The following is a 25,512-nucleotide window of genomic DNA, read 5'->3' as shown; positions in this document are numbered from 1 at the left end:
TGTTGGTTCCATCAATCGCTCATCCTGAGCGGTGCCGATTATATACAGATTCCGTCGGTACTTAACAGTCGGCACAACCAAACTGTGATCAATAACCGGTACTGTTGACGTCCAGCTCAAACTCAAAGTCAGTTGCCCGCTGCACTTCCGTCTGGAACTGTCCGGACGTTTCGAGTTCGAACCAGCGGTATCCCGGTGGCAATGCTTCCACGGCAAACGTGGGGGAACCCGAAGTAAACTGAATACAGGTGGAAGGCGTAGCCAGCAACCTTACCCCGCGCCGCTCCAGGTCATGCTCCTGATGGATATGCCCCCACAAAACAATTTTTACCTGAGGGAAACATTCAACGATTTGCCAGAACGCATCCCGGTTGCGAAGGCCTATACCCTCCATCCAATCCGATCCAATATCCACCGGATGGTGGTGCAAGGCAACCAGGGCTGGCAAGTCCGGGTTCTGCGCCAGCGTTGACGCCAGAAATTCGAGCTCAGACTCTGCCAGCTCACCATACACCTGCCCGTGAACCGACGAGTCCAGCAGAATGAATTGCCACCCACCCTGGACAATATGACGGCGATTCGCCTGATGCTCACCGGCAACCTGTGCCAGGACATCCGAATCATCATGGTTGCCCGCAATCCACGCCGAAGCACAGGGAAAGGCACTCAACTTCTCGCCAAACACCCGGTAAGCCTCTTCCGATCCATCCTGCGCAATATCCCCTGTGGCCAGCACAAGGTCCGGCTGACCGTGGTCCCTGACGACCTTATCAATAACGGCATCAAGGCTGTCCCGGGTGTTCACGCCGAGCAACCCGCCAGCGGGATCGGCCAGGAGATGGGGATCGGTGATCTGCAGTACCCGGAGGGCCCGGGGTTTGTCCTTTCTGGTCATGGCGCTCTGTTTCGTATCGGGTCAAGACGCTAGGCTTTAGACCGGCTATACGGTGAGGGTAATCCGTTTTCTCACCTCTGAACTAAACCATGATCACATTATGCCTATCGTTACAGGACATATTGCATCATTTGACAACTATGACACAGCCTTTGGACTCCACCATCACACCTTAGTACACCCTGAAAGGGCGCCCTCAGTCCACTCCCTCACCAGCCGACCATAGGGAATGTTCCATGGGCAGGTGCCCGAAACGCAGGCAGTAGTCCAGCCAGTCGGCCAGAAAACTGTTCACCTGAACCTTTTCGTCCGGGTGGTGCATGAAGCGGTTGGGGTAATCGTTGACCGGCGCAATCTGACGATCCCGGTAACAACTGATGACTTCCGCCATGGCTGCATCGTGATACACACGCACCGTCAGTTGGGGATTATTGAGCCAACGGCCGGCGTTGTGGATCTGCTCCAGCAGCAGGGTTTCGGTAAACCTCGCGGTCTGCAGCACCTTGATACGAACACGTCCGAGGTACTGCTCTTCCCGATGCAACTCAAACTCGGACACGGGCTTGCCAGCCGACTCCAGCTTCCGCAGTTGGTTCAGACGCAGATAATTACCATCGCACAGCGCCCCAAATTGCCTGAGATTCGGCACATAGCGCTTGGGTTTCATGGCCCACTCACTCATCAAACCCACCCTTCCCTTAATCGGGCATGGTTGAGCTGAAGCCATTGCAACGCAATGATCGCAGCTGCGTTGTTGATACGGCCGTCCTGGATCATGGCAATTGCTTCCTCTGAGCTGAATACGTGGGCACGGATGTCTTCGTGTTCGTGTTCCATGCCAAACAGGCCGCCGGCGGATTCCGTGCTGATACGGCCACAATACAGGTGTATGAGTTCCGTGCTGCCGCCGGGCGATACCAGATAATCACAGATTTTATCCAGCTTGCTGAAGGTCAGACCAGCTTCTTCCTGCCCTTCCCTCTGCGCAACCTCTTCCGGTGTTTCACCATCTTCGTTCATGCCGGCAACCAGTTCCAGCAGCCATGGCGACTGGTCACGCCCCATGGCACCGAGACGAAACTGCTCCAGCAATACCACTTCGTCTCGCTCGGGGTCGTAGGGAAGCACGCAGGTGGCGTCACCACGGATAAACAGTTCGCGGGTGAATACGGGCATGTCGCGACCATCAAAACGCGGGTGGGTCAGCCACAGCTTGTCCATACGGAAGAAGCCCTGGAAGACGGTTTCGCGCTTTTCGACGTTGACGTCGCTGGCTTTGAACTGAAACGGTTTGGTCATCGTTCACCCGGTTGCTGAATCAACTTTGAACGATAGCCGGTACACGGGGGCAACTGCAAGCTCTGGCTCCGGCCTGAGGATTGCGGGGGTTGGCCGCATTGGGAATTGTCTTCTGAAACATCAACTTTGGGTGCAAGACAGGCATTGGGGCCCTTCTCCCAAAACACGCTCAAGCACATCCATGTGGCGCTTGGGCTCCGCCATCCATGGCTCCGCACAGTTTTGGGAGAAGGGCCCCAATGCCTGCCCCGTAGTTTGCCCGAGCCGGGGTGGCAGGGCTGTTCAGGAGTGTGCGGAGCCAGGGATGGCGGAGCCCAAGCCGCACAGGGACGTCTTGAGGCGTCTCCTGAACAGCCCTGCCACCCCGGCTCCCACCACTAAGCGATCAGGCTAGCGGATCACAAACTCCGAGCTCAGATCTTGTCATAGAGCTTACTCCCGGACTCCACAAACTCCCGGGACTTCTCCTGCATCCCGGCGTCCACTGCAGACACCTCGTCAAGGCCGTGCTCCTTCGCGTACTCCCGAACTTCCTGGGAAATCTGCATGGAACAAAACTTGGGCCCGCACATGGAGCAGAAGTGAGCCACCTTGGCGGACTCCTTGGGCAGGGTTTCGTCATGGTAGGCACGAGCGGTGTCCGGATCGAGGCCGAGGTTGAACTGGTCTTCCCAGCGGAACTCGAAACGGGCCTTGGACAGAGCGTTGTCGCGGATCTGGGCACCGGGATGGCCTTTCGCAAGGTCGGCGGCGTGGGCGGCGATCTTGTAGGTGATGATACCGGTTTTGACGTCGTCCTTGTTGGGCAGGCCCAGGTGCTCTTTCGGGGTGACGTAGCAAAGCATGGCACAGCCGTACCAGCCGATCATCGCGGCACCGATGCCGGAGGTGATGTGGTCATAGCCCGGGGCGATGTCGGTGATCAGCGGGCCGAGGGTGTAGAACGGCGCCTCGTCACAGCATTCCAGCTGCTTGTCCATGTTCTCTTTGACCAACTGCATGGGCACGTGGCCGGGGCCTTCGATCATGCACTGGACGTCATGCTTCCAGGCAATTTTGGTGAGTTCGCCCAGGGTTTCCAGTTCGCCGAACTGCGCTTCGTCGTTGGCGTCGGCAATCGAGCCGGGGCGTAGGCCATCGCCGAGGCTGAAGGACACGTCGTAGGCTTTCATGATTTCGCAGATGTCTTCGAAATGCTCGTACAGGAAGCTTTCCTTGTGATGAGCCAGGCACCATTTCGCCATGATGGAGCCACCGCGCGACACGATGCCGGTGGTGCGTTTTGCGGTCATCGGCACGTGGTGCAGGCGTACACCGGCATGGATGGTGAAGTAATCCACGCCCTGCTCGGCCTGTTCGATCAGTGTATCCCGGAAGATTTCCCAGGTCAGGTCTTCAGCCACACCGCCGACTTTTTCCAGCGCCTGATAGATCGGCACCGTGCCGATGGGTACCGGGGAGTTGCGGATGATCCATTCACGGGTTTCGTGGATGTTCTTGCCGGTGGACAGATCCATGATGGTATCCGCGCCCCAGCGGATGCCCCAGGTAAGTTTCTCGACTTCTTCCTCGATGGAGGAACTGACAGCGGAATTACCGATATTGCCGTTGATTTTCACCAGGAAGTTGCGGCCAATAATCATCGGCTCGGTTTCCGGGTGGTTGATGTTGGCGGGGATAATGGCCCGACCGCGGGCAACTTCGTCACGCACGAATTCCGGCGTGATTTCCGCCGGCAGCGACGCTCCGAAAGACTGGCCGGGATGCTGGTCCTCTAGCAGCCCATTCTCCTTTGCTTCCTGCAACTTCAGGTTTTCCCGGATGGCGATGTACTCCATTTCCGGGGTGATAATGCCCTGGCGGGCGTAGTGCATCTGGCTGACATTCTTACCGGACTTGGCTCTCAGAGGTTTGCGCTCATCCATGAAACGAAGCGGGTCAAGCTGGGGGTCTTTCATCCGCCGGCGGGTGAACTCCGACGTGTAGCCGTCCAACTGCTCGACATCGCCACGCTCTTCTATCCAGGCGGCGCGGATCGGCTGCAGACCTTTGCGCAGATCAATGGTGGCTTCGGGATCGGTGTAAGGGCCGGAGGTGTCGTACACCATGACCGGCGGGTTTTTTTCTCCCCCCATTTCGGTCGGCGTGTCCTGCACAGTAATTTCCCGCATAGGCACCCGCAGGTCCGGCCGGCTACCCTGCACGTAGATCTTTCGTGAGCATGGTAACGGTTTGATTGCGGCCGAATCGACTTTGGCTGAATCACTCAGGTAGGAAGGTAAGTCTGTCATCATGCGCTCCCGGAACAGTTTTGGGGAATATCGGGTCGCGTATGACGGAGCCGCAGGCACTGTGTTTTCCCTGTCAGGGCCCCGCTGAAGGATGTCATTTCAGGGGGTTCCACGTGGCTTACAGCAATGTTGTCTCAATTCCTACGCCGGTATTATCCGGATCAGGTCGCGGGTTCTGCGTTGCAATCTCAGCCAGCCTGATTTCATCCAGGCCAGCACCCCGTCAAGACGCGAATTCGTATTGAGTGACACTCTAAATGAGTGCCGTCTGCAAGTGTAGAGATACGGGCAATTATTGTCCATAATGGCCAGCCAGACGTGTTCGCTGTTGCCCGAAAGTATCCATCAGAATGCAACATAAGCGCTCCGGAGTGGAGCAGACGTGCTTACGTACCAGGAGATACAATGAAGAAACGATTGCTTTCAGGAATGATTGGCTTGCTTGCGGCACACCCCGCCTTTGCCATGGATCTGATCGAAACCTACGAGAAAGCGCTTTCCTACGACTCCGGAATCGCTGCCGCCCGTGCCAGCTTCGAGGCCCAGGAAGCCGGCACTGATGTGAGCCGGGCGAACCTGCTACCCCAGATCAACGCCTTCGGCGAAGCCAATTATACGGATACCGACAATTCCGGGCAGGATGTGGACTACACGACGCTGGCCTATGGCGTGCAGCTGACACAACCCCTGTTCCGCGCAGATGCCTGGTATGGGTATGATGCCAGCAAGTTCCAGAGCGAGGCTGCCCGTGCAGATTACAATCTGGCGCAACAGCAGCTGATTCTGGATGTCGCGACCGCCTATTTCAACGTGCTGCGGGCTGCCGACACCCTGACCACCGCCCGCGCCACGGAAGCGGCAATCCAGCGCCAGTATGAACAGGCCCAGGAGCGTTTCGATGTCGGCCTGATTGCGATCACAGAAGTGTATGAGGCCCGGGCCAGCTACGATGACAGCAAAAGCCAGCGGATCGCAGCAGAAAGCAATCTGGATATAGCCCGCGAACAACTGGCGCGTCTGACCGGTGAGTACACGGAAGAGCTGGACAACCTGCGGCAAAATTTCCCACTGGGCCGCCCCGAGCCAATGGATCCGACCCAGTGGGAAATGACCGCGCTGGAGCAAAACTGGTCGATTCAATCCGCGATGTACCAACTGAACACCAGCGAAGCGAACCTGAAAGTGTCCAAGGCTGGCCATTACCCGACCCTGGACCTCAACGCATCTTACGGACAGAGTGACATTAATGGCCTCGATAATGGTGCAACGCCGGTGCAGCAGCGCTCAGACGGCACGACAACCGAGGCGGTAATCGGTGTGACTCTGAACGTACCGCTTTACATGGGCGGCGGCACCCAGGCCGGGGTTCGTCAACAGCGTTCACTGGTGACGGTAGCCGAGCAAAGCCTGGAAACCACCCGCCGTGACGTTCGGGTCAACACCCGCAGCCTGTTCCGCACCGTGAATACTAATATTGAAACAGCGTCGGCCCTGGAGCAGACCATCATCTCCCGTCGCAGCGCACTGGATGCAACCCGCGCCGGCTATGAGGTCGGCACACGTAATATCGTTGAGGTGTTGGACGCCGAGCGTGCGTACTATGTGGCACTGCGGGATTACGCCGACTCCCGTTATGACTATGTGATCAATACCCTCAGCCTGAAGCAGGCCGCCGGCACCCTGAGTCCTCAGGACCTGATCGACCTGAACAATTGGTTGAGCGCATCGGCTCCAGGCATTGAAGCGCTGGCCAACGAAGAGAAAACCATTGAGGACCCGACTGAATAAGTCAACGTCCTGCCTCCCCTTCGGCGCCCGGCGTCGGAGGGGGTATCACACCCTCTCGACAATGCCATCCACGACCTTTTCCAGTGCGCCTCGATTGGCATTCACCACCGCCAGGGCATTGTCCCCTGACCGCTTAGCGGAATCGGGATCCCCCATCAGAGCCATCACACAGTCCGCCAGCGCGTCCGATGAAGGCGTCAGATATAAGCCATGCCCGGCATTCAGGCGGTTGTAAATGGTTTCAAAGTTGAAAATGTGAGGCCCAGACAGAACCGGCATGCCCCAGGCAGCCGGCTCCAGGGGGTTATGACCACCTCGCTCGATCAACGATCCACCGACAAACGCAATATCAGAGGCGCCATATAGCATCAGTAACTCGCCCATGGTATCCCCCAGATAGACGTGTACATCTTCCGGGACAGGACCCACCGCCCCTGATCGGCGCATTAGTTTCAGCCCAACCGACTCGGTCAACTCAGCAACGTCATCAAAACGCTCAGGGTGTCTGGGTACGATCACCAACAGGGCGGCGGGAAATTTCCGGAGTACCGCCTTGTGGGCTTCCAGAATCTGTCGGTCCTCGCCTTCATGGGTACTGGCTGCAATCCAGACCGGGCGATGCTCTCCGAGTTGTTTCCTCAGGGTGGAAGCTTCTGCCCTGAGCTGTGCGGAGATATCCACATCAAACTTGATACTCCCCGTCACCGAAACGGATCCCGACTCGGCACCGATTCTCAGGAAACGGCCGGCATCCTCCTCCGCCTGGGCGGCAATCCAGCATATGCTCTGCAATAACGGCCTGACCAGAGAGGGCACCCTCTCATAGCCCCTGGCGGATCGTTCTGACAGGCGGGCATTAATCAAGAAAATGGGCACGTCATGACGACTGGTATTGGCAATCATATTGGGCCAGAGTTCGGTTTCCATAATCACCAGCGCCATCGGACGCACCCGCTCGGCAAACCGGCGGACCGCACCTGGCGTATCGTAAGGGGAATAGGCATAGCGCACCTGGTCGCCGAACATTGCCTTGGCCCGGGCGGATCCGGTCGGCGTCATCGCTGTCATCAGCACAGGGGTTTGAGGATTGCGGCGCAGCAGGGCCTTCACCAGGGGTGCCGCAGCAATGGTTTCCCCTACGGACACCGCGTGCACCCAGATCACCGGCTCCGGGGAGCGTTCAACGTACCCTAACCGCTCCTCCCAGTGGTTCCAGGCTTCAGGGTTACGTCGCCCGTGCCACCATAGACGCAATAGCACAAACGGCAGCGCAAGGCGGAAAAACAGGGAGTACAAAAAATGCAGCATGAGGTCTCCGGGGCGGCAATTCTGAGGCATTCTACCGAAACATCAGGCAGTTCGCCTGCATTGCTACTTTAGTCCACACGAAGCACCCTGCTAAACTCCTGTTTCGTAACCGGACCATAAACGAGATGACCCAAGCGTGAGCAAGCGCCCCTCGCAAAAACGTGATACCCGATATACCAGCTACTGCCATCCCCGTTGGTGGCCCACCTGGCTTGGCATCGCCCTGATGTGGCTGATGTCGCGGCTGCCGCTGAACCTGCAGTGGCGAATTGGAAAACTGATTGGTGAGCTTGCGTACCGGCTGATTCCCCGCCGCCGTCACATCACCGAAGTCAACATTCGCCTGTGCTTTCCTGAACTCTCCCGCCGGGAACAACAGCAGTTGGTTCGTAAAGCCTTTCATTCCAACGGCATCGGCATAATGGAAATCGGCCTGGCATGGTTTCGCGATCCCAAAGCCTTTTTGCCGCTGACGGCTGTGCACGGCCTGGAACACGTCGACGCAGCGCTCGAAAAAGGCCGGGGCATTCTGTTGCTGGGGGGGCACTACAGTACGCTCGACCTGGGTGGCAGCCTCGTGACGGAATTTATTGAAGCCGACGTCATGCAGCGGGATCACAACAATCCGTTGATGAATGCAGTTATGACTCGTGCGCGGGAACGTCGCTACGGCGTGGCACTGGACAGCAAGAACTTACGGGGCCTGCTGAAGCAACTGAAACAGAACCGGATCGTCTGGTATGCCACCGATCAGGATTACGGACGCAAGGGCATCGTGTTTGCGCCCTTCTTTGGCGTTCCGGCAGGGTCCATCACCGCAACATCCCGAATCGCGGAACGCAGCGGGTGTGCGGTTGTGCCCTTCAGCCACTTCCGGCGCGAAAATCAGCCCGGGTACGATATCTACTTCCACCCACCACTGGAGAACTTCCCGTCGGGAGACGATTTGGCAGACGCCACACTGGTCAACCACACTATCGAGCAGGAAGTCCGCCGTTATCCGGACCAGTATCTCTGGATGCACAGACGCTTCAAAACCCGGCCCTCGAAAGACGATCCGGATCTCTATCGCAAGGACCCGCATTGAATGCACACTGATGCGCCAGTGGTCTGGCTGCTGACCGATAACAAACCGGGACACCGGAACCAGTTGAAAGGAATCGGCAACCGCCTGCGGGTTCGGGCCGGGGCATCGCTCCACTGGATTGATGCCTGCGAGCGGCGCGTGCCGTTATGGCGTGCCTTGCTGGGCATTGCCCCGGTGATACCTGCGTCATTACCCTCGCCGGCTCTCATCATGGCCGCTGGAACCTCCACGCATCGGCTGTTGTTAGCGTTACGCCGTACCGCTCGGGCAAAAACCGTGGTGCTGATGAAACCAGCCTTTCCGATGAAATGGGCAGATGCCGTGATCCTCCCGGAGCATGACGGAGTCAGCCCTGGCAAGCGGATTCTCACCACACAAGGTGTTATCAACAGCATCACGCCCCTGGCACGTATCACTGAAAAACCCGAGGCTTTGGCTCTGATAGGCGGCCCATCCCCTCACTTTGAATGGGATGACAACGTGGTGTTCGATCAGCTCAGCCAGCTGATCGCGGATTACCCGACCTGGCGCTGGACCATCAGCAGCTCCCGCCGCACGCCACCAGGGCTCGCGCAACGTCTGGAAGAGCTGGGCAGCCTCCGGGTGAGCGTTGTAGACCCCAAGCGCACTCACGAAGACTGGCTTTCCCATCAGCTATCCGCCTCACGCGCCGTTTGGGTCACCCCTGACAGTATGTCGATGGTGTGTGAAGCGGCCACTTCCGGCGTTCCAACCGGGCTGCTCCAGCTGCCCCCGAAGGCTGGCAGTCGAGTAGCACTGGGTATTGATCTGTTGGTAGAACGGGGACAGGTCGCTCGCTGGAGTGACCATATAAGCATCATGGAGCGTTCTTCCGGGGAAAAACCGCGGCTGTGGGAAGCGGACCGGGCGGCTCAGTGGCTTATCCGCCTGTTCCTCAGTCGAGGTAAGCGATGAGAGTTCTCCAGATCCTGCCTGCTCTCCACAGTGGCGGAGTTGAGCGCGGCACCGTGGAATTTGCCGCCGAACTGGTCAAACGGGATCACGAGTCGCTCGTGATATCCAGTGGTGGTCCCCTGGTCCGTCAGTTGGAAACTCAAGGGTCGGTTCATCTCACGATGCCGATCCATCGCAAATCCCCGGCGTCGTTCGGGCAGATCCTGCCCATGCGGCGCCTGCTGGAAGAGATCCGTCCGGATGTGGTTCACATTCGCTCCCGCATGCCCGCCTGGATCACCTGGCTGGCCTGGCGCGGACTGCCTGAGCACGAACGCCCGGCATTGGTCTCAACGTTCCATGGCATGTATTCGGTCAATCCCTACAGCGCCATCATGGCCAAGGCTGACCATATCATTGCGGTATCAGATTGCGTGCGGGATTACATCATTCGTAACTTCCGGGTTCCCGAGGAAAAACTGACCGTGATTCAGCGCGGGGTGGACGTCGACGGGTTTCGTAACCGGATACTCAATTCCGAATGGCAATCACAGATTCTGGCCGAATACCCGCAGCTTGACGATAAACGCGTCATCATGATGCCCGGGCGGATCTCCCGCTGGAAAGGCCAACTGATGTTTCTGGACGCGATGGCCGAGATCATCCACAAGGCCCCTGATTGCCACGGGATCATTGTCGGTGGTGTGGAGCCCGGCAAGGACCGCTTCATGGAAGAACTGGAGCAAAGACGGGACGAACTTGGTCTGACAAACCGCATTACCTTTCTGGGGCAGCGCAATGACATGGCTGAGCTGTATCTGCTGTCAGACCTGGTCTGCCACATGTCGACCAAACCGGAACCTTTCGGGCGGACCGTTACCGAGGCGCTGGCTTCCGGAACACCAGTGGTGGCCTTCGACCGTGGCGGTGCTGCGGAAACCCTGCGCGCCTGTTTCCCCGAGGGGCTGGTTGAGCCGAATAATACTCACCAGTTTGCGGAAGCGGCGCTCAAACTCCTCGGCGCACCAACGCCCCCGATCCAGGTTCCGCATCGCTTCCGGCTGGAGGCGCAGACAGAAGCAACACTGGCAATCTACGAGCGCTTGTTAGCCGAACGACGGTCTGAACCATGGCTCACTCGCTGACCATAGCCTTGATAATGGCCACCCCTGGGAGTGGCTGGGGCGGCATGGAAAAACACACAGCGGATCTTTCAGTTGCCCTGGCTGAAAGAGGACACCGGATACATGTTCTTGCCCATTCCTGCTACCGGAACCAGTTTTCTGCCGATGTGACCTTCCACCCCTTGCCGTTTCAGTTCGGCCGGCGTAATCCATGGTTACAGCTCAGATTGAAACGATTGCTGACCTCGATCAGGGCAGACATTGCCCATGCACAAGGTAACAAGGCGGCCAGCCTGTTGAGTGCCGCGCGATACTCAAGCGGCGCTACCGTTGGGACCGTCCACGGTACAAAAACGTCCCATAAAGCGTTTAATGAACTGGACGGTGTCATTGGTGTCAGCCGGGAAATTCTGGATTCGATCAAACACCACAACAAACAGCTTGTCTACAACGGGCTCAGCAGGCCCCCGACCGGCGAGAACAACAATACCAATGACACCATCATTCCGATTCCGGCGGACAGACCGCTATTGCTCGCCGCCGGCAGGATGGAGCCGGTCAAGCAATTCGACCGGTTGATCAAGGCCTGGGCGGACGCATCGCCTCCAGGACAGCTCGTCATTCTTGGCGACGGGCGTGAGCGACCTTCTCTATTGGCGTTGGTCAAGGAGCTGGATATGGAAGAGCGCGTTCTGCTTCCGGGATACGAAACCAACATGTATCCCTGGCTCAAAGTGGCATCGGCTTGTGTCATCAGCTCTAGTCGGGAGGGTTTCCCCTACGTTATGGTGGAATCATTGCTGGCTCGTTGCCCGGTCCTGTCCACTCCGGTGAGTGGTGTCAGCGATTTTCTTCCTGCAAGTTGCCTGGCCGACTCTGACCGTATTGGCGACCTTTCCAATCTGCTAACCACACACCTGAACTCCTCCGTGCCGCTGCGGGAATTACAGGCCAACAGTTTCACCCGAGCTGCAGAAACCCTGACACTCAACGCGATGACAGAGAAGACTGAACAGTTCTATCTCAAACTGACGGATGCTCCGTCATCAGGGCACGAATAACCATTTCAGCCACCAATTCATGTCCCACAGACGTGAGGTGCGTGCCATCACTCATCAGGCATTCCGCTCGGCGCTCCCAAATAGCGTCGTACGCATCCGCCAACACCGCATTGGGCTCACGCTCGGATATTTGCCGCAACCCCCGATTGTAGACCTCGATTCGCGGATTCCGCGGCTCATCCCGATTGGGCGGCGTTGCGACCAGAACGAATTGGGTCGCCGGAGCCGATCTTACGATCCCCTCAATGTTCGCCAAATACTCCGGCAACGGAACCAGTTCGACGGCACCTAACCGATCAAGCAGACGAAAACGACGCCCAAGCTTTTTGATTTTTTTGACAAGCTTGCGCGCGAATTTTCGGAGGGGGTTATCCGGGTAATAAAGAACGTAGGGTGCGCCTCGAAAGGTTAGCCAGGAGTCCACCAATCCATACTGGATAAACGCGACCTGATAGTGTTCTGGAGGAAAAGCACGGACATACTGGAGCAACTCACGAGTCGTACTCATAGTGTGCCCGCAGTTTTCCAGACGCAGCCCAAGGCGATCTGCGACCAACGCCGGCCACACCGGTTCGTGGTAATCTTGCACCCCTTCAGTATTACAATCGCCGTATGCAATACAGCCCTTCATGTTGCGAGTTCCATATGATAGCGAGGAATCCGGTGCCGAACACAATTGACCTGAGCAACCATCAACCCTTTGCCTCAGGCTATAATCGCCAGTGCTTTCGGCATCCCGAAAATCCGTCATTGTGTCTGAAAATCCTGCGCCCTGAAAATATCGAAGCTCGCTTTCACCGCCAGTCTTTTCCGAAAAAACTTCTTGGTAAACGGCGAATCGATGATAACGCCCAAGAACTAAGAGCCCACCAGCAACAGGCCATTCGCCGGTTGATATCGCAAGGCCAGGCAGAAACGGTATGGCGTCACCTGCCCCGCTTTCACGGATCGGTACAAACCTCGCTGGGTACCGCCAACGTCAGCGAACTGTTGCAGGATGAACACAATCGGCCTGCGGAGACTCTGGAACAATACCTTCAACGTCAAAGGTTTGATCACCCCATGCAGGAAGCCGTCGAGCGCTTCTGCGACTGGCTCCAGAATACCGGCATTCTCACCCGCAACCTGCTGCCCCACAACCTGGTGGTGGTAGAGCGGGCGAATCAGCCGGAGCTGTACCTGGTGGACGGACTCGGCGCCCCCACCATTCCGGGCAAGCTCGCAATCATTACCGCCTGGCGGCGACGATACATCGGTCGGCGTATCCAGCGCTTTTATCTACGAATAGAGTGGGAATTGAGTGACCGGCCACAAAGCTGGGAGCAGTCTCAGAAACTATAGATTCCCGAAACCGTCTTGCCGCTCCGCCCCGATGGTGATAGCTTCCGCTCAGTCTGACTATTAGCAATGGTTCCCCAATTGATGGCCTCCTCAAAAGCAACGATTCTTATCCTGGCACTCAAAATACTAGGAAAACTCCCACTGCGCGCGGCGCAGCTGATTGGACGATTCCTTGGCTTCATTGGGTGGGCACTCCACACCGGATCCCGTAAAGTTACCGAAACCAATCTCGACATATGTTTCCCGGGACTTAGTGACCAGGAGAAAGCACGATTAGTACGTTCGAGCCTGAGACATACTGGACAAACCATGATGGAAATTCCGCTGATGTGGGAGTGGCCGGTCGAAAAATGCCTGGGTCTGATCCGCGAGATCGAAGGGGAAGAACTGCTCAAAGAGGCTACGGCAGATGGCAAAGGCCTTATACTTCTTGCCCCCCACCTGGGCAACTGGGAACTCGCAGGTCTGTACTTTTCCTCTCGGTATAAGATGGCAGCGTTATACAGTCCGCCCCACATTAAAGAGTTTGAGGACTATATGATCCGGGTAAGGGGACGCCTGGGGTCAGAACTGGTTCGGGGTGACCGGAGGGGCCTGGCTCGTCTCATTACCCTTCTGCGGGAAGGTGAAGTCGCCGGTATACTGCCGGACCAGAGTCCGCGGGGGAAAGGCAACGCCTATGCGCCTTTCTTCGGAATGGACGTTCGCACTATGACGCTCGTTGCCAAACTCATGCAAAAATCCGGTGCTGCCGCGTTAATGACCTACGCCGAGCGCCTGAAGGACGGAGAAGGCTTTCGGCTTGTGATCCGCAAATGCGCTCCGGGCATGGCCGATCCCGACCCTGTGGTTGCCACCACCGCCCTCAACCTCTCGGTAGAGAACTGTGTCCGGGAAGCTCCGGAGCAGTACCAGTGGGAATATAAACGAATGCGCCATCGCCCGCCGGGCGAGGTGAACCCATACAAACCGGACCGGATCTGCTAATCCAATGCTGAAATCCAACCTTATGATTCAGGCGCTTTTACTGGCAGGGCTCGGGGGCGCGCTGGTTTCCTCCAGCCTCCTGGCTGCCGCCACACTCCTGATTACAGTTGCAGGCATAGTCGCTATCAAAAGGCGTACCCTGGAGCAAACCGATTGGGACACCCCGAAAGAACTGCGACTGATCCATTTTGCCTTCTGGTTCTTTGTGCTGGTCAGCACCATTGCGTGGTTGATTGACGGTTTCTCCTATGAAGGCCTGAAAACCCTCGGCACCCACGCCCGATTCATTCTTTTCTGGCCCCTGGTGATTGCGCTCACCGCGGCCGCCCTGAAAGCCGCAGGAGCTTTCTCGTCGATGATACTGGCCGCTGTCGCCGCCAGCGCCATCCTGGTGATCGACCTCCTCGCCTATCAAGGAGGCTTTGATTCATTCTTCCACTACCGTTTTGGCGGTGGCATCAACCCCATCACCTTCGGCAACCTCACACTGCTTGCCAGCGTTATATCCTGGGTGGCCTGCTTCCACTTCTGGCACAACAATCAAAAAGGACTCGCAATACTGGCACTGGCCATTGGTTCCACGGGCATCCTTATCGCCCTGCTCTCGCAGACCCGTAGCAATCTGATTGCTCTTCCGGTTCTACTGCTGTTTTTCCTCGCTCTGGTGCCTGCCCGTGCACGCATCCCGGCCATCCTGGCAATCGCGGTCCTCATCGTCAGCGCTGTGTTATCCAGCAACCGGGTTACAGATACCATTGAGCAGGTGTCCGAGGGTGAGCTTGATCCCAGCATCCAGCTGCGCTTCGAGGCCTGGCAGGTCGCCTGGAACACGTTCGGTGACAATCCCCTGACCGGGGCGGGCCTGAATGGCTACAAACTGGCTGCGCAAGCACATGGCGAGTCTGACGATGTACACAGAAACTTCCTGTCATGCTGCACAGACCACGCCCACAACGATTTCCTGCAGGCAGCGGCCACCCGGGGAACTCTCGGCATCCTCAGCTGGCTGTTTCTGCTCGGCATTCCGTTTGCCGTATTTGCCCGACAACTCCGTAACCCCCACAAACCGGTCGCCTGCCTGGCCATTGCCGGTGCCATGCTCCCCACAGGGTATCTGACCTTCGGGCTCACCGAAGCGACCTTCGACCGCAGCCTGTTTCTCACTTTCTATTTGCTAGGGGTTGCCGGTTTTGTCAGCGCCATGTTTAACGAACTGGCTGCCTCCTACACCCGTCAGCGCAAGGTCAGCGTATCCGCGACCGTGATCACCATGAACGAAGAAGATCACATCGAGGACTGTCTCAAATCAGCGCGATTGGTCGCCGATGAAATCATAGTTCTGGACAGCGGCAGTTCCGACAGGACGGTCGAGATTGCCCGTCAATACGCCGATGTTGTTGAAGTAACTGACTGGCCAGGGTTTGGTATTCAGAAGCAACGCGCTCTTGATAAGGCAAGCGGTGACTGGGTTCTGTCTCTGGATGCTGACGAACGCGTTACACCTGAGCTGGCGAGAGAAATTAACCACCATCTATCAGAGCCTGATGCCGATGCCTATAAGCTGCCCTGGGCGGTGACCATATATGGAAAGCGCCTGGATTTCGGGCGCAGTGGACGGGCGCCTCTACGGTTGTTCCGACGGGAAGGAGTGCGATTCTCCGATGCGCTGGTTCACGAGCGCATCCTGATTCCGGAAGGCCGCAAGGTTAAAACCCTTCGCGGCCGACTCACCCACTATACTCATCGGGACTTCGGGCATTCCCTGGAGAAAAGCGCCAAGTACGCTTGGCTGGGCGCCAGGGAGAAGCACCGCAAAGGTAAGAAAACCCGGACCATGATCTATCCCACCCTACGCGGTTTGATGACCTTTGTGCAGGTCTACTTTATCCGTTTTGGTTTTCTGGATGGTGCGGTGGGATATCTGACCGCCGTAACCTATGCTCAGGTTACGTTCAACAAATACGCCGGCCTGTGGACACTGGGAAAGCTATCGAAAAGTAATTAACGAAGTCCTCAGGGATTTAACGACCCAAGCGAAAACGCGTATTGTGTAGAAAGCGTTTGCTGACCTCACAAGCCGCGAACCACTCACGCTTTATAGTTAACCCTATCGATCTTTTAGGCCGATCAGCGGCATACCCTATCATAGATTCAAAAATATACTCGTGCTTTACAACGGGCTCGTTCAAACCAAAACACTCAACGCCGTTTTTCCAAAACCGGTCCATATATATGTCAACAGGCAAGAACCAAGGTTTAGAGTTTTTTATGAACTTACTTGCGCCAGCCGGCGTCAAGTAATATCCCATGGCACTCATAGGCCCCTTTGTATATTTGACAATACGAAAACTGCCACAATCTTCAAGCGGTATTTCACGATGACTCTTGGAGTTATTGGCAAACAACCGTATACACTCATAACGGGAGTCAAGCAAAGGAGCACGCTGCAGAAACTCAGAAAAATGCGGCTCAACAATCGTTACATCATCTTCCAAAATAACAACCGAGCTCTTAAGCTCTACACATTTCTTCCACGCAAGATAGTGACTTGCGAAACAGCCAAGCTGCCCCCTAGAGAGCCCCTCTCCTTTACATTTTTTCCTCAAATCATGATCGTAATTTATGAAAAGTGGGTGGTCGTAGTGCTTCCCATCAACTGCCTCCAAGCGACTGACGTTCTTTCCGTACGCATGTAGCTGGGAAGATATATTGCTCCACCGCTCTTTTGCAGAATCGATATTGATTACAAGAATAGGGATCACCGTTTTAAAGCTCCCTTTTTCAGCTCTTGCTTCAATCGACGTCTAACCTTCACTTTTCTTATAAAGTTCAATGGCTTACTTTTTAGCTTCATACGATCGTGCGCCAGAAAATGGTCAACGGCATCAAGTATACGGCTACTTGACTTGCCATCGGAAAAGCTATGCAACTCCTTGCATAAAGCTCGCGTTGCGTCCATTAGCTCAGGCAAAGCCATAAGGGCTTCCTGAAGAGCAGGCTCAACCTTTCCAACCTCATCCACGTCAATCAGATAAGGCCCCGGCATCTTCGTCTTGAACGTCACCACTGGACGATCCAGGAACATAAACTCAAACATGATGGACGAGGTGTCACAGAGCATTACATCTGCCTCGGGCAGAATGGGCAAAAGATCTTCATGGCTCTCCACGAACCGTAAGTTCTCGCCCGCCAACGCGCGGTACTGCTCCACCACTGAGGGGTCCATCTTGGGATGGAGAGTAACGATGAACTTCCACCGACCGCTACGAGATAACTCCCCAATCTTATCAACCAGATCTGGAGCCGAAGTGACGGAACGACTAAAGGTTGAAGCGTAAAACACAACGGGCAGAGCGTCGTCACTTCGCTCCCTGGGCCCTCTGACGCCTTTCTCCAGCAATGGATCCAGCTTCGGCCACCCGGTCTTCGCAACGGCAAAGTGACGGTGCTTGTCAGCCAGTTCCTGAAACTTGGCTGTGTCTTTTTCAGCATGGGTACAGTAGAGATCAAACCACCCACGTATACGGTAATGGTCGCTTTCACTCTCACTGCTATGGCCCCGCTTGTTGCGAGCCATACCATGGAAGACCTCAACCTTGATCCCAGGAAAAAAATAGGGAACCCAGTCTCCCGGAACAAACGTCGCGTCTGCGTTGTACTCCATGACCTCCTGAACGGTCTTCAAATGATGCTCATCAGCCCGCAAGGGAGCCGCCGTGCAACCGGCGACAAACCAGGCTGCCTCCCCCCCTCGCTTGCGGATTTCATCCTGCAGGGGGCGGAGTATCGAATAGGAATAGGGTTGGTTAACAAAAAACAGATAACGTCGCATTCAACGCCTGCCCGCCAGAGATCTGTATAGTTCACCCGTTTCGCGAACCGTTTGCGAGGTATGGAAGTGTTTGGCAATCCGCTCACGGGCAGCCTTCCCCATACCCGACAATAAACCACGGTTACGATAGAGCCGCTCAATCGCTGAAGACAAGGAAGACGGACTCTTAGGGGCCACCACTATACCACCGAGACCATCGTCAACCAGCTCTGGCATCCCCCCCACGGCCGTTACCACGGGGGTTGTGCCATAGGCCATGGCCTCGATAACCGCCCGCGGCAAACCTTCACGCTCCGTTGAAGGCAATACGAAAACATCGCTGGCCGCGGCAATGGCCGGCGCGTCCTGACGATAACCGGTAAAGTGAATGCGTTCGGGGTGAGAGGTTTCTTCCACCTGAGCCTGAAGCTTTTTATTATCGATAAGATCGCCGACCAGCAGCAGGTGCACCTCCACATCGTCGGGGAGCTCATCCACTGCCCGGATCAACACATCGAACCCCTTTCTCGGTGAGTTGCGCCCCGTACAGCACACAACGAAGGCACCCTCCGGCACACCAAACTGGCTCAGATCGGCTGGCTCATCCTGATACCAGCTCAGATCGTGGCCTTTGTATATACGCTGCAACTTATGGTCGGGGATGTGCAACCAAAGAAACCGCAGGCTGGCCAGATATTCCTTGATGGCGTCAGCGACACAAACAATTTTGCTGACCCGCGGATGAAGAAAGGTAATCCAGGATTCCGGATTGAGAAAACTGATGTTGCCTATCACCCCCCGATAAGCCACAACCTCAAGATCCATATCCTTGGACGCCCGCAAACCACAAGCCAGAGCTCTCGGGTTGTAGGCATGAATAATGTCGTACTTTTTGCGAGTGAGCTGATCTCGGATGGCTTCCGTACCGGCCTTGTCAAAACGGTTCTGCAGGGCCATCGGCTGTACCACCATATTTTCATCAACCAGACGCTGATAGTTCCGTCCTTTCGGGTTGCACATGACGTCCACGTCAAACCCGGCTTTTTTCAGGCCGATAAAAAGCTCTGATTCAGGACGATCGCAGGAATCAGTCAGACAAAGAATGGCCGGAAGCGAATTACTTTTTTGTTGATCACTCAAGTGGACTGACTCCCATAATATCCAAGCACAAATGACTCCCAGACACGCGCCTGAGCAGCCTCCCCTGCAACTTTCCTCAAAGATCGGGCAAAGCGTTCAAGATTGGAGGCTTTCCAGCGAGCAGATGCCGTCCCATCCATGATGCGCCCCTTATCAAAATCAATCAGAAAGAACTCGCCATCCCGGACCAGCACATTAAAACAGTTCAGGTCAGCGTGACGGACACCAGCGTCATGAAAACGGCGTATGGTGCCGCCCAAGAGCTGCCATGCCCCATCATCCAGACTGGTTATCAGCTCTGCCAGGGGCGTAGTTCCCTCCAGCTTTTCAATAATAAGGGCGGCCTGATATTGTAGTAACGAGGTTTTCCGATACCAGGCAGCGACCGGCCGGGGCACAGGTAGTGCCATGCCGGCCAACTGATTCAGAAGCCGAAACTCCGCGAACGAGCGGACGGTAGATTCACCCGTGAAGACGTAGGCCTTTTGGGAGATCTTCGCGATCAGCCCCCCTCGGCGATACTCCCGTAACACCATCTCGTGGCTGCCCGCAGTAATAAACCACGCACCGCCACGGCCGCCACTGCTGACCGGTCGTGCCCGGCCACCCCAATATCCGGGATTAAACCAGGCACCAGTTACTTCATCTCTGTAATCAGGGTGAACCAACAACCGTGAGCCGTTTTCCCGAAGACAAATTTCAGACTCAGCCATGACTTCCCGAATTCCAGAAATTAATAACAGCAACTTCACCCTGCAGGTCCGCCGGGACGTGAGTATGCGAGTACGCTAGAATGGCGGCCAGTTTACCAATGATTACCAGCAAAGCTCCACAAACCCGCTTTTAAAACTTGTACGGATTAATAATCAATGAATTCCATCTGCATCCTGCGCCTATCCGCCATCGGCGATGTGACCCATGTGATTCCGGTGGTTCTGAGCCTTCAGGAGCAGTGCCCCGGCATAAAGATCACCTGGGTCATTGGCAAGATCGAAGCCAAGCTGATCGGCGATCTCCCGGGCGTGGAGTTTATAGTCTTTGACAAGAAAGCCGGCCGCAAGGGCTACGCCGAGCTTCGCCAGACGCTGCGTGGGCGGCATTTTGACGCCCTCCTCCACATGCAGGTGGCTTTTCGGGCCAATCTGGCCGCCGCGCTGATCCCGGCAAAAGTGAAGGTGGGTCATGACAAGGCCCGCAGCAAGGACCTTCACAGCCTGTTTATCAACAAGCGTATTGCACCAACCCCGAAGCAACACGTGCGGGACTGTCTCGCCAGTTTTCTGGAGCCGCTGGGGCTGAAAGCCGCGCCACCCCGTTGGACCATTCCCCTGACCGAGGCCGATCATACGTTTGCCCGGGAGCAGTTGGCGGACGATCGCCTGAACCTGGTGATCAGTCCCTGCGCCAGTCACATCCTGAGAAACTGGCCAGCGGAGCGCTACGCTCAGCTTGCGGACCATGCCGTCCGACATCACGGCATGAAGGTGACCCTGGTCGGCAGCCCGGCACCATTTGAGGTGGAATACTGCGCCGCTATTGAAAGCGCGATGAAAGAAAAAGCTCACAACATCTGTGGCAATGACACCCTCAAGCAGCTGACCGCTCTGCTCACCCATGCTGACCTCGCGGTCGCCCCCGACACTGGCCCGGCCCATATTGCCAGCGCGGTGGGCACCGACGTGCTGGGCATCTATGCCGCCAGCAATCCCTACCGCTCAGGCCCCTACAACTCCCTGGAATGGTGTGTGAATCGCTATCCGGAGGCGCTGGAGAAGTTTACCGGCAAGACCGTGGACAACGCTCGCTGGGGTGCCAAAGCGGAATTCGAAGGTGCGATGGAACTGGTGACGGTAGAGGATGCCACTGCCATGCTGGATCGGTGGGTTGAGGCTCGGCGGGTTGCAGGGGCGGAAGTGGCGGCGGATTTGGGGTGATCTGATGCCCCCCTCTCCCTGGCCCTCTCCCGCGAGGGGAGAGGGAATTAATACTCAAACAGTTTTTGTAGGTCGCCTGCCCAGTCACGCAATTACTTGCGGGCGGTGTAGTCCTGGTAGGACTTTTCTTCCACGAAGCGGGAGCCCAGTGCCAGGTTGATTTCTTTCTTGATGGCGGCACGTTTGTCGTTAGTGACATAAACCGCGCGCGCCAGTTCGATGAACTTCGGGCCGAAGTCCTGTGCCGCTTCCTGGTCACGGATGTCGTCCTCGATCACCCACAGCTCTTCATTAACGGCCTTCAGCTGCTTACGCAGGTCGGCTATCTCTGCCGCCTTGTCTTTCACCGCTTCATCCCAGGTGGCGCTCAGTTCATCCAGTTCGAGACGGACGTTTTTGACTTTGGCCTCGTCCTGGATGCGCTCGGATTTGATTTCGAGAATGGTGATTTTGTCCAGCACCTCACCAAACGATACCGGTACCTTGATTACGTCTGCCATTTGCTCGTCCTGCAGGTCAATATGATTTGGAAATAACAAAGCCGCCGGGCTGTGACAGTCAACGGCGGCTTGCGAACGCTCCGTCCGGGATCAGCCCTTTACGTGGGTCAGCCAGCCGCTGTGCCCGGGGGACTTGCCCTTCACCGCATCGAAGTACATCGCCTGCAGCTTCTCGGTGACCGGACCACGCTTGCCGGCGCCAATCACGCGACCGTCCAGCTCACGGATCGGCAGCACCTCGGCGGCGGTGCCGGTGAAGAAGGCCTCATCCGCGATATAAACCTCGTCGCGGGTAATGCGGCGCTCTTTCACCGGAATGTTCAGCTCCCGCGCGAACTCCAGAATAGTGGCGCGGGTGATGCCTTCCAGGCAGGACGTCAGCTCCGGAGTGTGCAGTACACCGTCGCGCATGATGAAGATGTTCTCACCGGAACCTTCGGCCACATAACCTTCGTTATCCAGCAACAACGCCTCTTCGCAACCGCTTGCGATGGCTTCATTCAGCGCCAGCATGGAGTTGATGTAGTTGCCGTTGGCCTTCGCCTTACACATGGTGATGTTGACATGATGGCGAGTATAGGAGGAGGTCCGCACCTTGATGCCCATTTCCTTGGCTTCCGGCGACATGTAGGACGGCCAGCTCCAGGCTGCAACCATGACGTGCACCTGCAGATTATCTGCGCGCAGGCCCATGCCTTCGGATCCCAGGAACACCATCGGACGCAGGTAGGCCTCGTCCAGGTTATTCTCGCGAACGGCCGCGCACTGAGCCTCGTTCAGCTGTTCCTTGGTGAACGGCATTTTCATGTTCAGGATGTGAGCAGAGCGGAACAGGCGGTCGGTGTGTTCCTTCAGGCGGAAAATCGCCGGGCCGTTGGCGGTGTTGTAGGCACGCACGCCTTCAAAACAACCCAGACCATAATGCAGGGTGTGAGTCAGTACGTGGGTTTTGGCTTCCCGCCAGGGAACCATTTCACCATCCAGCCAGATCAGGCCATCGCGATCAGCCATCGACATTGTTTCTGCTCCATAACAAGCGGTTTTCGGGAAACCGGCATTCTATCAGGAAAGTTCCGTGGAACCGAAGCGTAGTAGACTAATCTACCATCACCTGCTGCCACATTCTGCTGATGTAGGCGCGCTCCTCCGGGAACGCGTCACCCTCGACCTGACTGTTCAGATTCTGCAATGCCCTGCGATGAATCGTTGAGCGCAGGGTAATGTAGGACTCTCGCAGTTTCCCGGCATCCTCCACATCGATAACCCCGGCGCGGCCGAGCTCCTCCAGTTGCCGGATGTTGTCAGACCACTGGGTCAACTCCGGATGCTCAGAGCTGTAGGCGAGCATGAGGTACTGAACCATGAACTCAATATCCACGATGCCACCGTTGTCATGCTTGATGTGGAAGGTCTCTTTACGCTGACTTTCTGGCGTTCCCAGGCTGGCTCGCATTTTTTCACGCATGTCCACCACATCGGCCCGCAACCTGGACCGATCCCGACGCTGACACAGCACGTCATGCCGCAGAGCCTCGAAATCCGCCAGCGTGGTTCTGCACCCGGCCACACCGCGAGCTCTGGCCAGGGCCTGGTGCTCCCACGTCCAGGCATCGTTGCGCTGATATTTTTCGAAGGCGGTCAGGGTGCTGACCAGAAGCCCGGAGTTACCGGATGGACGCAGGCGCATGTCGACCTCGTACAGCTGACCAGACGGAGTCTGGGTGCTGAGAATATGCACAATACGCTGGCCAAGTCGGGTGTAGAAAACCGCATTATCAATGGGCCGGTCCCCATCGCTGGCCAGCTCCGGGTCCGCGTTATGCACGAACACCAGGTCCAGGTCCGAGGTATAGCCCAGCTCAATACCACCGAGCTTGCCATAGCCGATGATGGCAAAATCGGTATCGCAGGCGGAGCCATCGGCCCGGCGGGGATAGCCGTGACGACCAACCAGGTTGGCGAAAGCCACATCGACAACGTGATCAAGCACCACTTCAGCAATCCAGGTCAGGTAGTCACTCACCTTCATCAGTGGCAACGTACCCTTCAGCTCTGATGCGGCGACCCTGAGGATATGGGCTTTCTTGAAGTGCCGCAGGGATTCCATCTGCTCTTCCAGATCCTCAAAGGGAATCCTCAGCATTTGCTGGCGCAGATCATCCTGCAATTCCTCCTTGGCCGGCGGGTGATACAGGCTTTCCGCATTCAGCAATTCGTCAAGCAACAGTGGCGTTTCCGCCAGCTGCCGGGCGATCCAGGGGCTTTCACTACACAGCTTGACCAGCTGGGTTCTCGCGCCCGGGTTTTCCAACAGCAGGACCATATAAGCCGTGCGTCGCAAAATGGCCTCTACCAATTGCAATACACGGCCCAGGGTTTGTGACGGTGCGTCCACCTGGGTCAAGGCCTCCAGCAGCACTGGCATGAACTGGTTCAGGCGTTTCCGCCCCTGCGTCTGCATAACCTGAATAGTGCGGCTGTCGCGCAAGTTACACAGCAGCTCATGACTGCCCGCCGGATCTTCAAAGCCGTGCTGCTCCAGCCATTGCCTGGCGGTGTCCTCATCCATTTCAGCCAACCAGAGTTCGTGCCAGCCTTCCTCAAGGGCGCCGGATTCCTGCTCTTCCTCTTCAGTAGCAATGATATCCGCGAAATGTCTGGCAACACGCTCTCGATGGGACTCCAGCTCCTGCACACAGGCGTCCCAGCTATCAAAGCCCATCACCAGGGCTACACGGGCCTGAGTCAGCTCATCATCCGGCAGTAATTGGGTTTGCTTGTCTTCAATGCCCTGGAGAGCATGCTCCAGATTGCGCAAAAATACGTAGGCCTCGCGCAGCTCCCTGACCACAGGAGAAGGCAGTAACTCCAGCGCTTCCAGCTCCTGGAGGATCACCAGTAATTCGCGCTGCTGGAGCTCCCGGTCACGGCCGCCACGAATGAGCTGAAACGCCTGCACCACGAACTCGATTTCACGAATCCCACCACTGCCCAGCTTGATGTTGTTCTCAAGGCCCTTACGCCGCACCTCGCGACCGATCATGGCTTTCATACTGCGCAAGGACTCGAAGGCACTGAAATCCACATACTTGCGATAAACAAACGGCCGCAGGCTCTCCATCAGCACCTGGCCGGCGCGCTCATCGCCTGCCACAACCCGGGCCTTGACCATGGCGTACCGCTCCCAGTCACGCCCCTGGTCCTGATAATAGGTTTCCAGGGCGGCAAAGCTCAGCGCCAACGCACCACTCTGGCCATAGGGCCGCAGGCGCATGTCAACGCGAAAGACAAAGCCGTCCGCAGTAATCTGATCCAGTGCCTGGATCAGTCGCTGCCCCAGACGGATGAAAAACTGCTGGTTATCGATGGAGCGGGAACCACCCCGGGTTTCGCCCTTGCCGGGAAAGGCAAAGATCAGATCGATATCGGAAGAGACATTCAGTTCCCGTCCACCCAGCTTGCCCATGCCCAACACCACCATGGACTGGGGCGCGTCCTCTCCTGTTACGGGGTCAGCGCCCCAGGGCGTACCCGACTGTTCACAGGTATCCTGATACAGCCAGTCCAGCGCCCCCTGGATGCAAGCCTCCGCAAACCTGCTGGTCGCGGCCATGGTTTCATGGAGGTCGGCCCAACGCATCAGGTCGCGCCAGATAATGCGAAACTGACTCTCACGCCGGAACCGGCGCAGCGCCACGTGCAGGGAAAATTCGTCCGAGACGTCCGAGAGATACTCCTGCCAGCGTTGCTTCAGGTACTCCGGAGTTGTTGGTTCACGGAGTGAGCGGGACAAAACCAGTGTCTCAATCTGCTCAGGGTGCCGCTCCAGGGTCTGTTTCAGAAACACACTGCGCGCCATGGCGTGCGCTATATCATCTTCTGAAAGACCAGCCGACTTCGTCATCCAGGAAGGATGCCGGTCACCAATGACCGATGACCAATCCGCAGCGACATCGTCGGCAAGCACTTTCGGAAGTGCGCTCCATGGCTCGGACATAATGCAAACCCCTGTATCTCTGTTATATTCCCAA

At 56.7% G+C, this 25,512-nt stretch carries 22 protein-coding genes and 1 riboswitch; of the genes, 9 read left to right on the top strand and 13 right to left on the bottom strand.

Annotated elements, in window-relative coordinates; genetic code table 11:
- Window positions 1-88: 88 nt before the first annotated feature.
- The 4 genes from cpdA to thiC all read right to left on the bottom strand — a co-directional run bounded on the left by cpdA (window position 89) and on the right by thiC (window position 4,485).
- On the bottom strand, window positions 89-895 hold the full coding sequence (gene cpdA, locus EHN06_RS04300) for a 3',5'-cyclic-AMP phosphodiesterase (RefSeq protein ID WP_127330478.1): 807 nt from the start codon (window positions 893-895) through the stop codon (window positions 89-91).
- A 196-nt stretch (window positions 896-1,091) separates the two neighbouring features.
- On the bottom strand, window positions 1,092-1,577 hold the full coding sequence (locus EHN06_RS04295; protein WP_127330476.1) for a DUF1249 domain-containing protein: 486 nt from the start codon (window positions 1,575-1,577) through the stop codon (window positions 1,092-1,094).
- A complete protein-coding gene (locus tag EHN06_RS04290; RefSeq protein WP_127330474.1) occupies window positions 1,577-2,194 on the bottom strand; it encodes an NUDIX domain-containing protein in 618 nt (205 codons plus the stop codon). The genes EHN06_RS04295 and EHN06_RS04290 overlap by 1 nt, the downstream gene beginning before the upstream one ends.
- Before the next feature lie 413 nt (window positions 2,195-2,607).
- The gene (gene thiC / locus EHN06_RS04285) at window positions 2,608-4,485 is read right to left on the bottom strand and encodes a phosphomethylpyrimidine synthase ThiC (protein ID WP_127334342.1); all 1,878 of its coding nucleotides are present in this window, start codon (window positions 4,483-4,485) and stop codon (window positions 2,608-2,610) included.
- A 121-nt stretch (window positions 4,486-4,606) separates the two neighbouring features.
- A riboswitch (TPP riboswitch) is annotated at window positions 4,607-4,718 on the bottom strand.
- A 172-nt stretch (window positions 4,719-4,890) separates the two neighbouring features.
- Here thiC and EHN06_RS04280 point away from each other — a divergent pair.
- Complete coding sequence (locus EHN06_RS04280; protein ID WP_127330472.1) at window positions 4,891-6,273, top strand: TolC family outer membrane protein; 1,383 nt, start codon at window positions 4,891-4,893, stop codon at window positions 6,271-6,273.
- Window positions 6,274-6,318: 45 nt separating this feature from the next.
- On the opposite strand, the gene waaA is transcribed toward EHN06_RS04280, so the two are convergent.
- Window positions 6,319-7,581, bottom strand: coding sequence for a lipid IV(A) 3-deoxy-D-manno-octulosonic acid transferase (gene waaA, locus EHN06_RS04275; RefSeq protein WP_127330470.1), 1,263 nt, complete (start codon window positions 7,579-7,581; stop codon window positions 6,319-6,321).
- Window positions 7,582-7,717: 136 nt separating this feature from the next.
- Here waaA and lpxL point away from each other — a divergent pair, with 136 nt between their 5' ends.
- The 4 genes from lpxL to EHN06_RS04255 are packed head-to-tail and all read left to right on the top strand — an operon-like array spanning window position 7,718 to window position 11,768.
- Entirely contained in the window at window positions 7,718-8,668 is a 951-nt protein-coding gene (gene lpxL / locus EHN06_RS04270; RefSeq protein ID WP_127330468.1) for an LpxL/LpxP family Kdo(2)-lipid IV(A) lauroyl/palmitoleoyl acyltransferase, read from the top strand.
- On the top strand, window positions 8,669-9,604 hold the full coding sequence (locus EHN06_RS04265) for a mitochondrial fission ELM1 family protein (protein WP_127330466.1): 936 nt from the start codon (window positions 8,669-8,671) through the stop codon (window positions 9,602-9,604).
- Entirely contained in the window at window positions 9,601-10,728 is a 1,128-nt protein-coding gene (locus EHN06_RS04260) for a glycosyltransferase family 4 protein (RefSeq protein ID WP_127330464.1), read from the top strand. The genes EHN06_RS04265 and EHN06_RS04260 overlap by 4 nt, the downstream gene beginning before the upstream one ends.
- Before the next feature lie 44 nt (window positions 10,729-10,772).
- A complete protein-coding gene (locus EHN06_RS04255) occupies window positions 10,773-11,768 on the top strand; it encodes a glycosyltransferase (protein ID WP_265936912.1) in 996 nt (331 codons plus the stop codon).
- Here EHN06_RS04255 and EHN06_RS04250 read toward each other — a convergent pair.
- Complete coding sequence (locus EHN06_RS04250) at window positions 11,731-12,399, bottom strand: SGNH/GDSL hydrolase family protein (protein ID WP_127330460.1); 669 nt, start codon at window positions 12,397-12,399, stop codon at window positions 11,731-11,733. The genes EHN06_RS04255 and EHN06_RS04250 overlap by 38 nt on opposite strands.
- A 32-nt stretch (window positions 12,400-12,431) precedes the next feature.
- Here EHN06_RS04250 and EHN06_RS04245 point away from each other — a divergent pair, with 32 nt between their 5' ends.
- From EHN06_RS04245 to EHN06_RS04235, 3 genes are all read left to right on the top strand, one after another.
- Complete coding sequence (locus EHN06_RS04245) at window positions 12,432-13,109, top strand: YrbL family protein (protein ID WP_228257407.1); 678 nt, start codon at window positions 12,432-12,434, stop codon at window positions 13,107-13,109.
- Window positions 13,110-13,190: 81 nt separating this feature from the next.
- Entirely contained in the window at window positions 13,191-14,096 is a 906-nt protein-coding gene (locus EHN06_RS04240; protein ID WP_127330456.1) for a lysophospholipid acyltransferase family protein, read from the top strand.
- Between the two features lie 4 nt (window positions 14,097-14,100).
- Window positions 14,101-16,101, top strand: a complete 2,001-nt coding sequence (locus EHN06_RS04235; RefSeq protein ID WP_127330454.1) for an O-antigen ligase family protein — start codon at window positions 14,101-14,103, stop codon at window positions 16,099-16,101.
- 16 nt (window positions 16,102-16,117) lie between these two features.
- On the opposite strand, the gene EHN06_RS04230 is transcribed toward EHN06_RS04235, so the two are convergent.
- The 4 genes from EHN06_RS04230 to EHN06_RS04215 are packed head-to-tail and all read right to left on the bottom strand — an operon-like array spanning window position 16,118 to window position 19,799.
- Window positions 16,118-16,858 carry a glycosyltransferase family 25 protein gene (locus tag EHN06_RS04230; RefSeq protein WP_164735582.1) on the bottom strand — a complete coding sequence of 247 codons (741 nt, stop codon included), beginning with the start codon at window positions 16,856-16,858 and terminating at the stop codon, window positions 16,118-16,120.
- The gene (locus tag EHN06_RS04225) at window positions 16,855-17,928 is read right to left on the bottom strand and encodes a CDP-glycerol glycerophosphotransferase family protein (protein WP_127330450.1); all 1,074 of its coding nucleotides are present in this window, start codon (window positions 17,926-17,928) and stop codon (window positions 16,855-16,857) included. Before EHN06_RS04225 ends, EHN06_RS04230 begins: the two co-directional genes overlap by 4 nt.
- Entirely contained in the window at window positions 17,929-19,047 is a 1,119-nt protein-coding gene (locus EHN06_RS04220) for a glycosyltransferase family 4 protein (protein ID WP_127330448.1), read from the bottom strand.
- Window positions 19,044-19,799, bottom strand: coding sequence for a 3-deoxy-D-manno-octulosonic acid kinase (locus tag EHN06_RS04215; protein WP_228257406.1), 756 nt, complete (start codon window positions 19,797-19,799; stop codon window positions 19,044-19,046). Before EHN06_RS04215 ends, EHN06_RS04220 begins: the two co-directional genes overlap by 4 nt.
- A 117-nt stretch (window positions 19,800-19,916) precedes the next feature.
- Between EHN06_RS04215 and EHN06_RS04210 the strand changes: the two genes are divergently transcribed.
- The gene (locus EHN06_RS04210; protein ID WP_127330446.1) at window positions 19,917-20,981 is read left to right on the top strand and encodes a glycosyltransferase family 9 protein; all 1,065 of its coding nucleotides are present in this window, start codon (window positions 19,917-19,919) and stop codon (window positions 20,979-20,981) included.
- Between the two features lie 92 nt (window positions 20,982-21,073).
- Here the strand turns inward: EHN06_RS04210 and EHN06_RS04205 are convergent, their stop codons facing one another.
- The 3 genes from EHN06_RS04205 to glnE all read right to left on the bottom strand — a co-directional run bounded on the left by EHN06_RS04205 (window position 21,074) and on the right by glnE (window position 25,478).
- Window positions 21,074-21,481 (bottom strand): DUF6165 family protein, encoded by a 408-nt coding sequence (locus EHN06_RS04205; RefSeq protein ID WP_127330444.1) that lies wholly within the window; start codon window positions 21,479-21,481, stop codon window positions 21,074-21,076.
- Between the two features lie 90 nt (window positions 21,482-21,571).
- The gene (locus tag EHN06_RS04200; protein ID WP_127330442.1) at window positions 21,572-22,498 is read right to left on the bottom strand and encodes a branched-chain amino acid transaminase; all 927 of its coding nucleotides are present in this window, start codon (window positions 22,496-22,498) and stop codon (window positions 21,572-21,574) included.
- Between the two features lie 79 nt (window positions 22,499-22,577).
- Complete coding sequence (gene glnE / locus EHN06_RS04195; protein WP_127330440.1) at window positions 22,578-25,478, bottom strand: bifunctional [glutamate--ammonia ligase]-adenylyl-L-tyrosine phosphorylase/[glutamate--ammonia-ligase] adenylyltransferase; 2,901 nt, start codon at window positions 25,476-25,478, stop codon at window positions 22,578-22,580.
- Window positions 25,479-25,512 lie beyond the last annotated feature (34 nt).

Origin of the sequence: Marinobacter sp. NP-4(2019) (assembly GCF_003994855.1) — a bacterium.
Taxonomy (GTDB): Bacteria; Pseudomonadota; Gammaproteobacteria; order Pseudomonadales; family Oleiphilaceae; genus Marinobacter.
The sequence above is the reverse complement of the archived record's forward strand: the minus strand, read 5'-3'. Positions and strand labels throughout refer to the sequence as shown.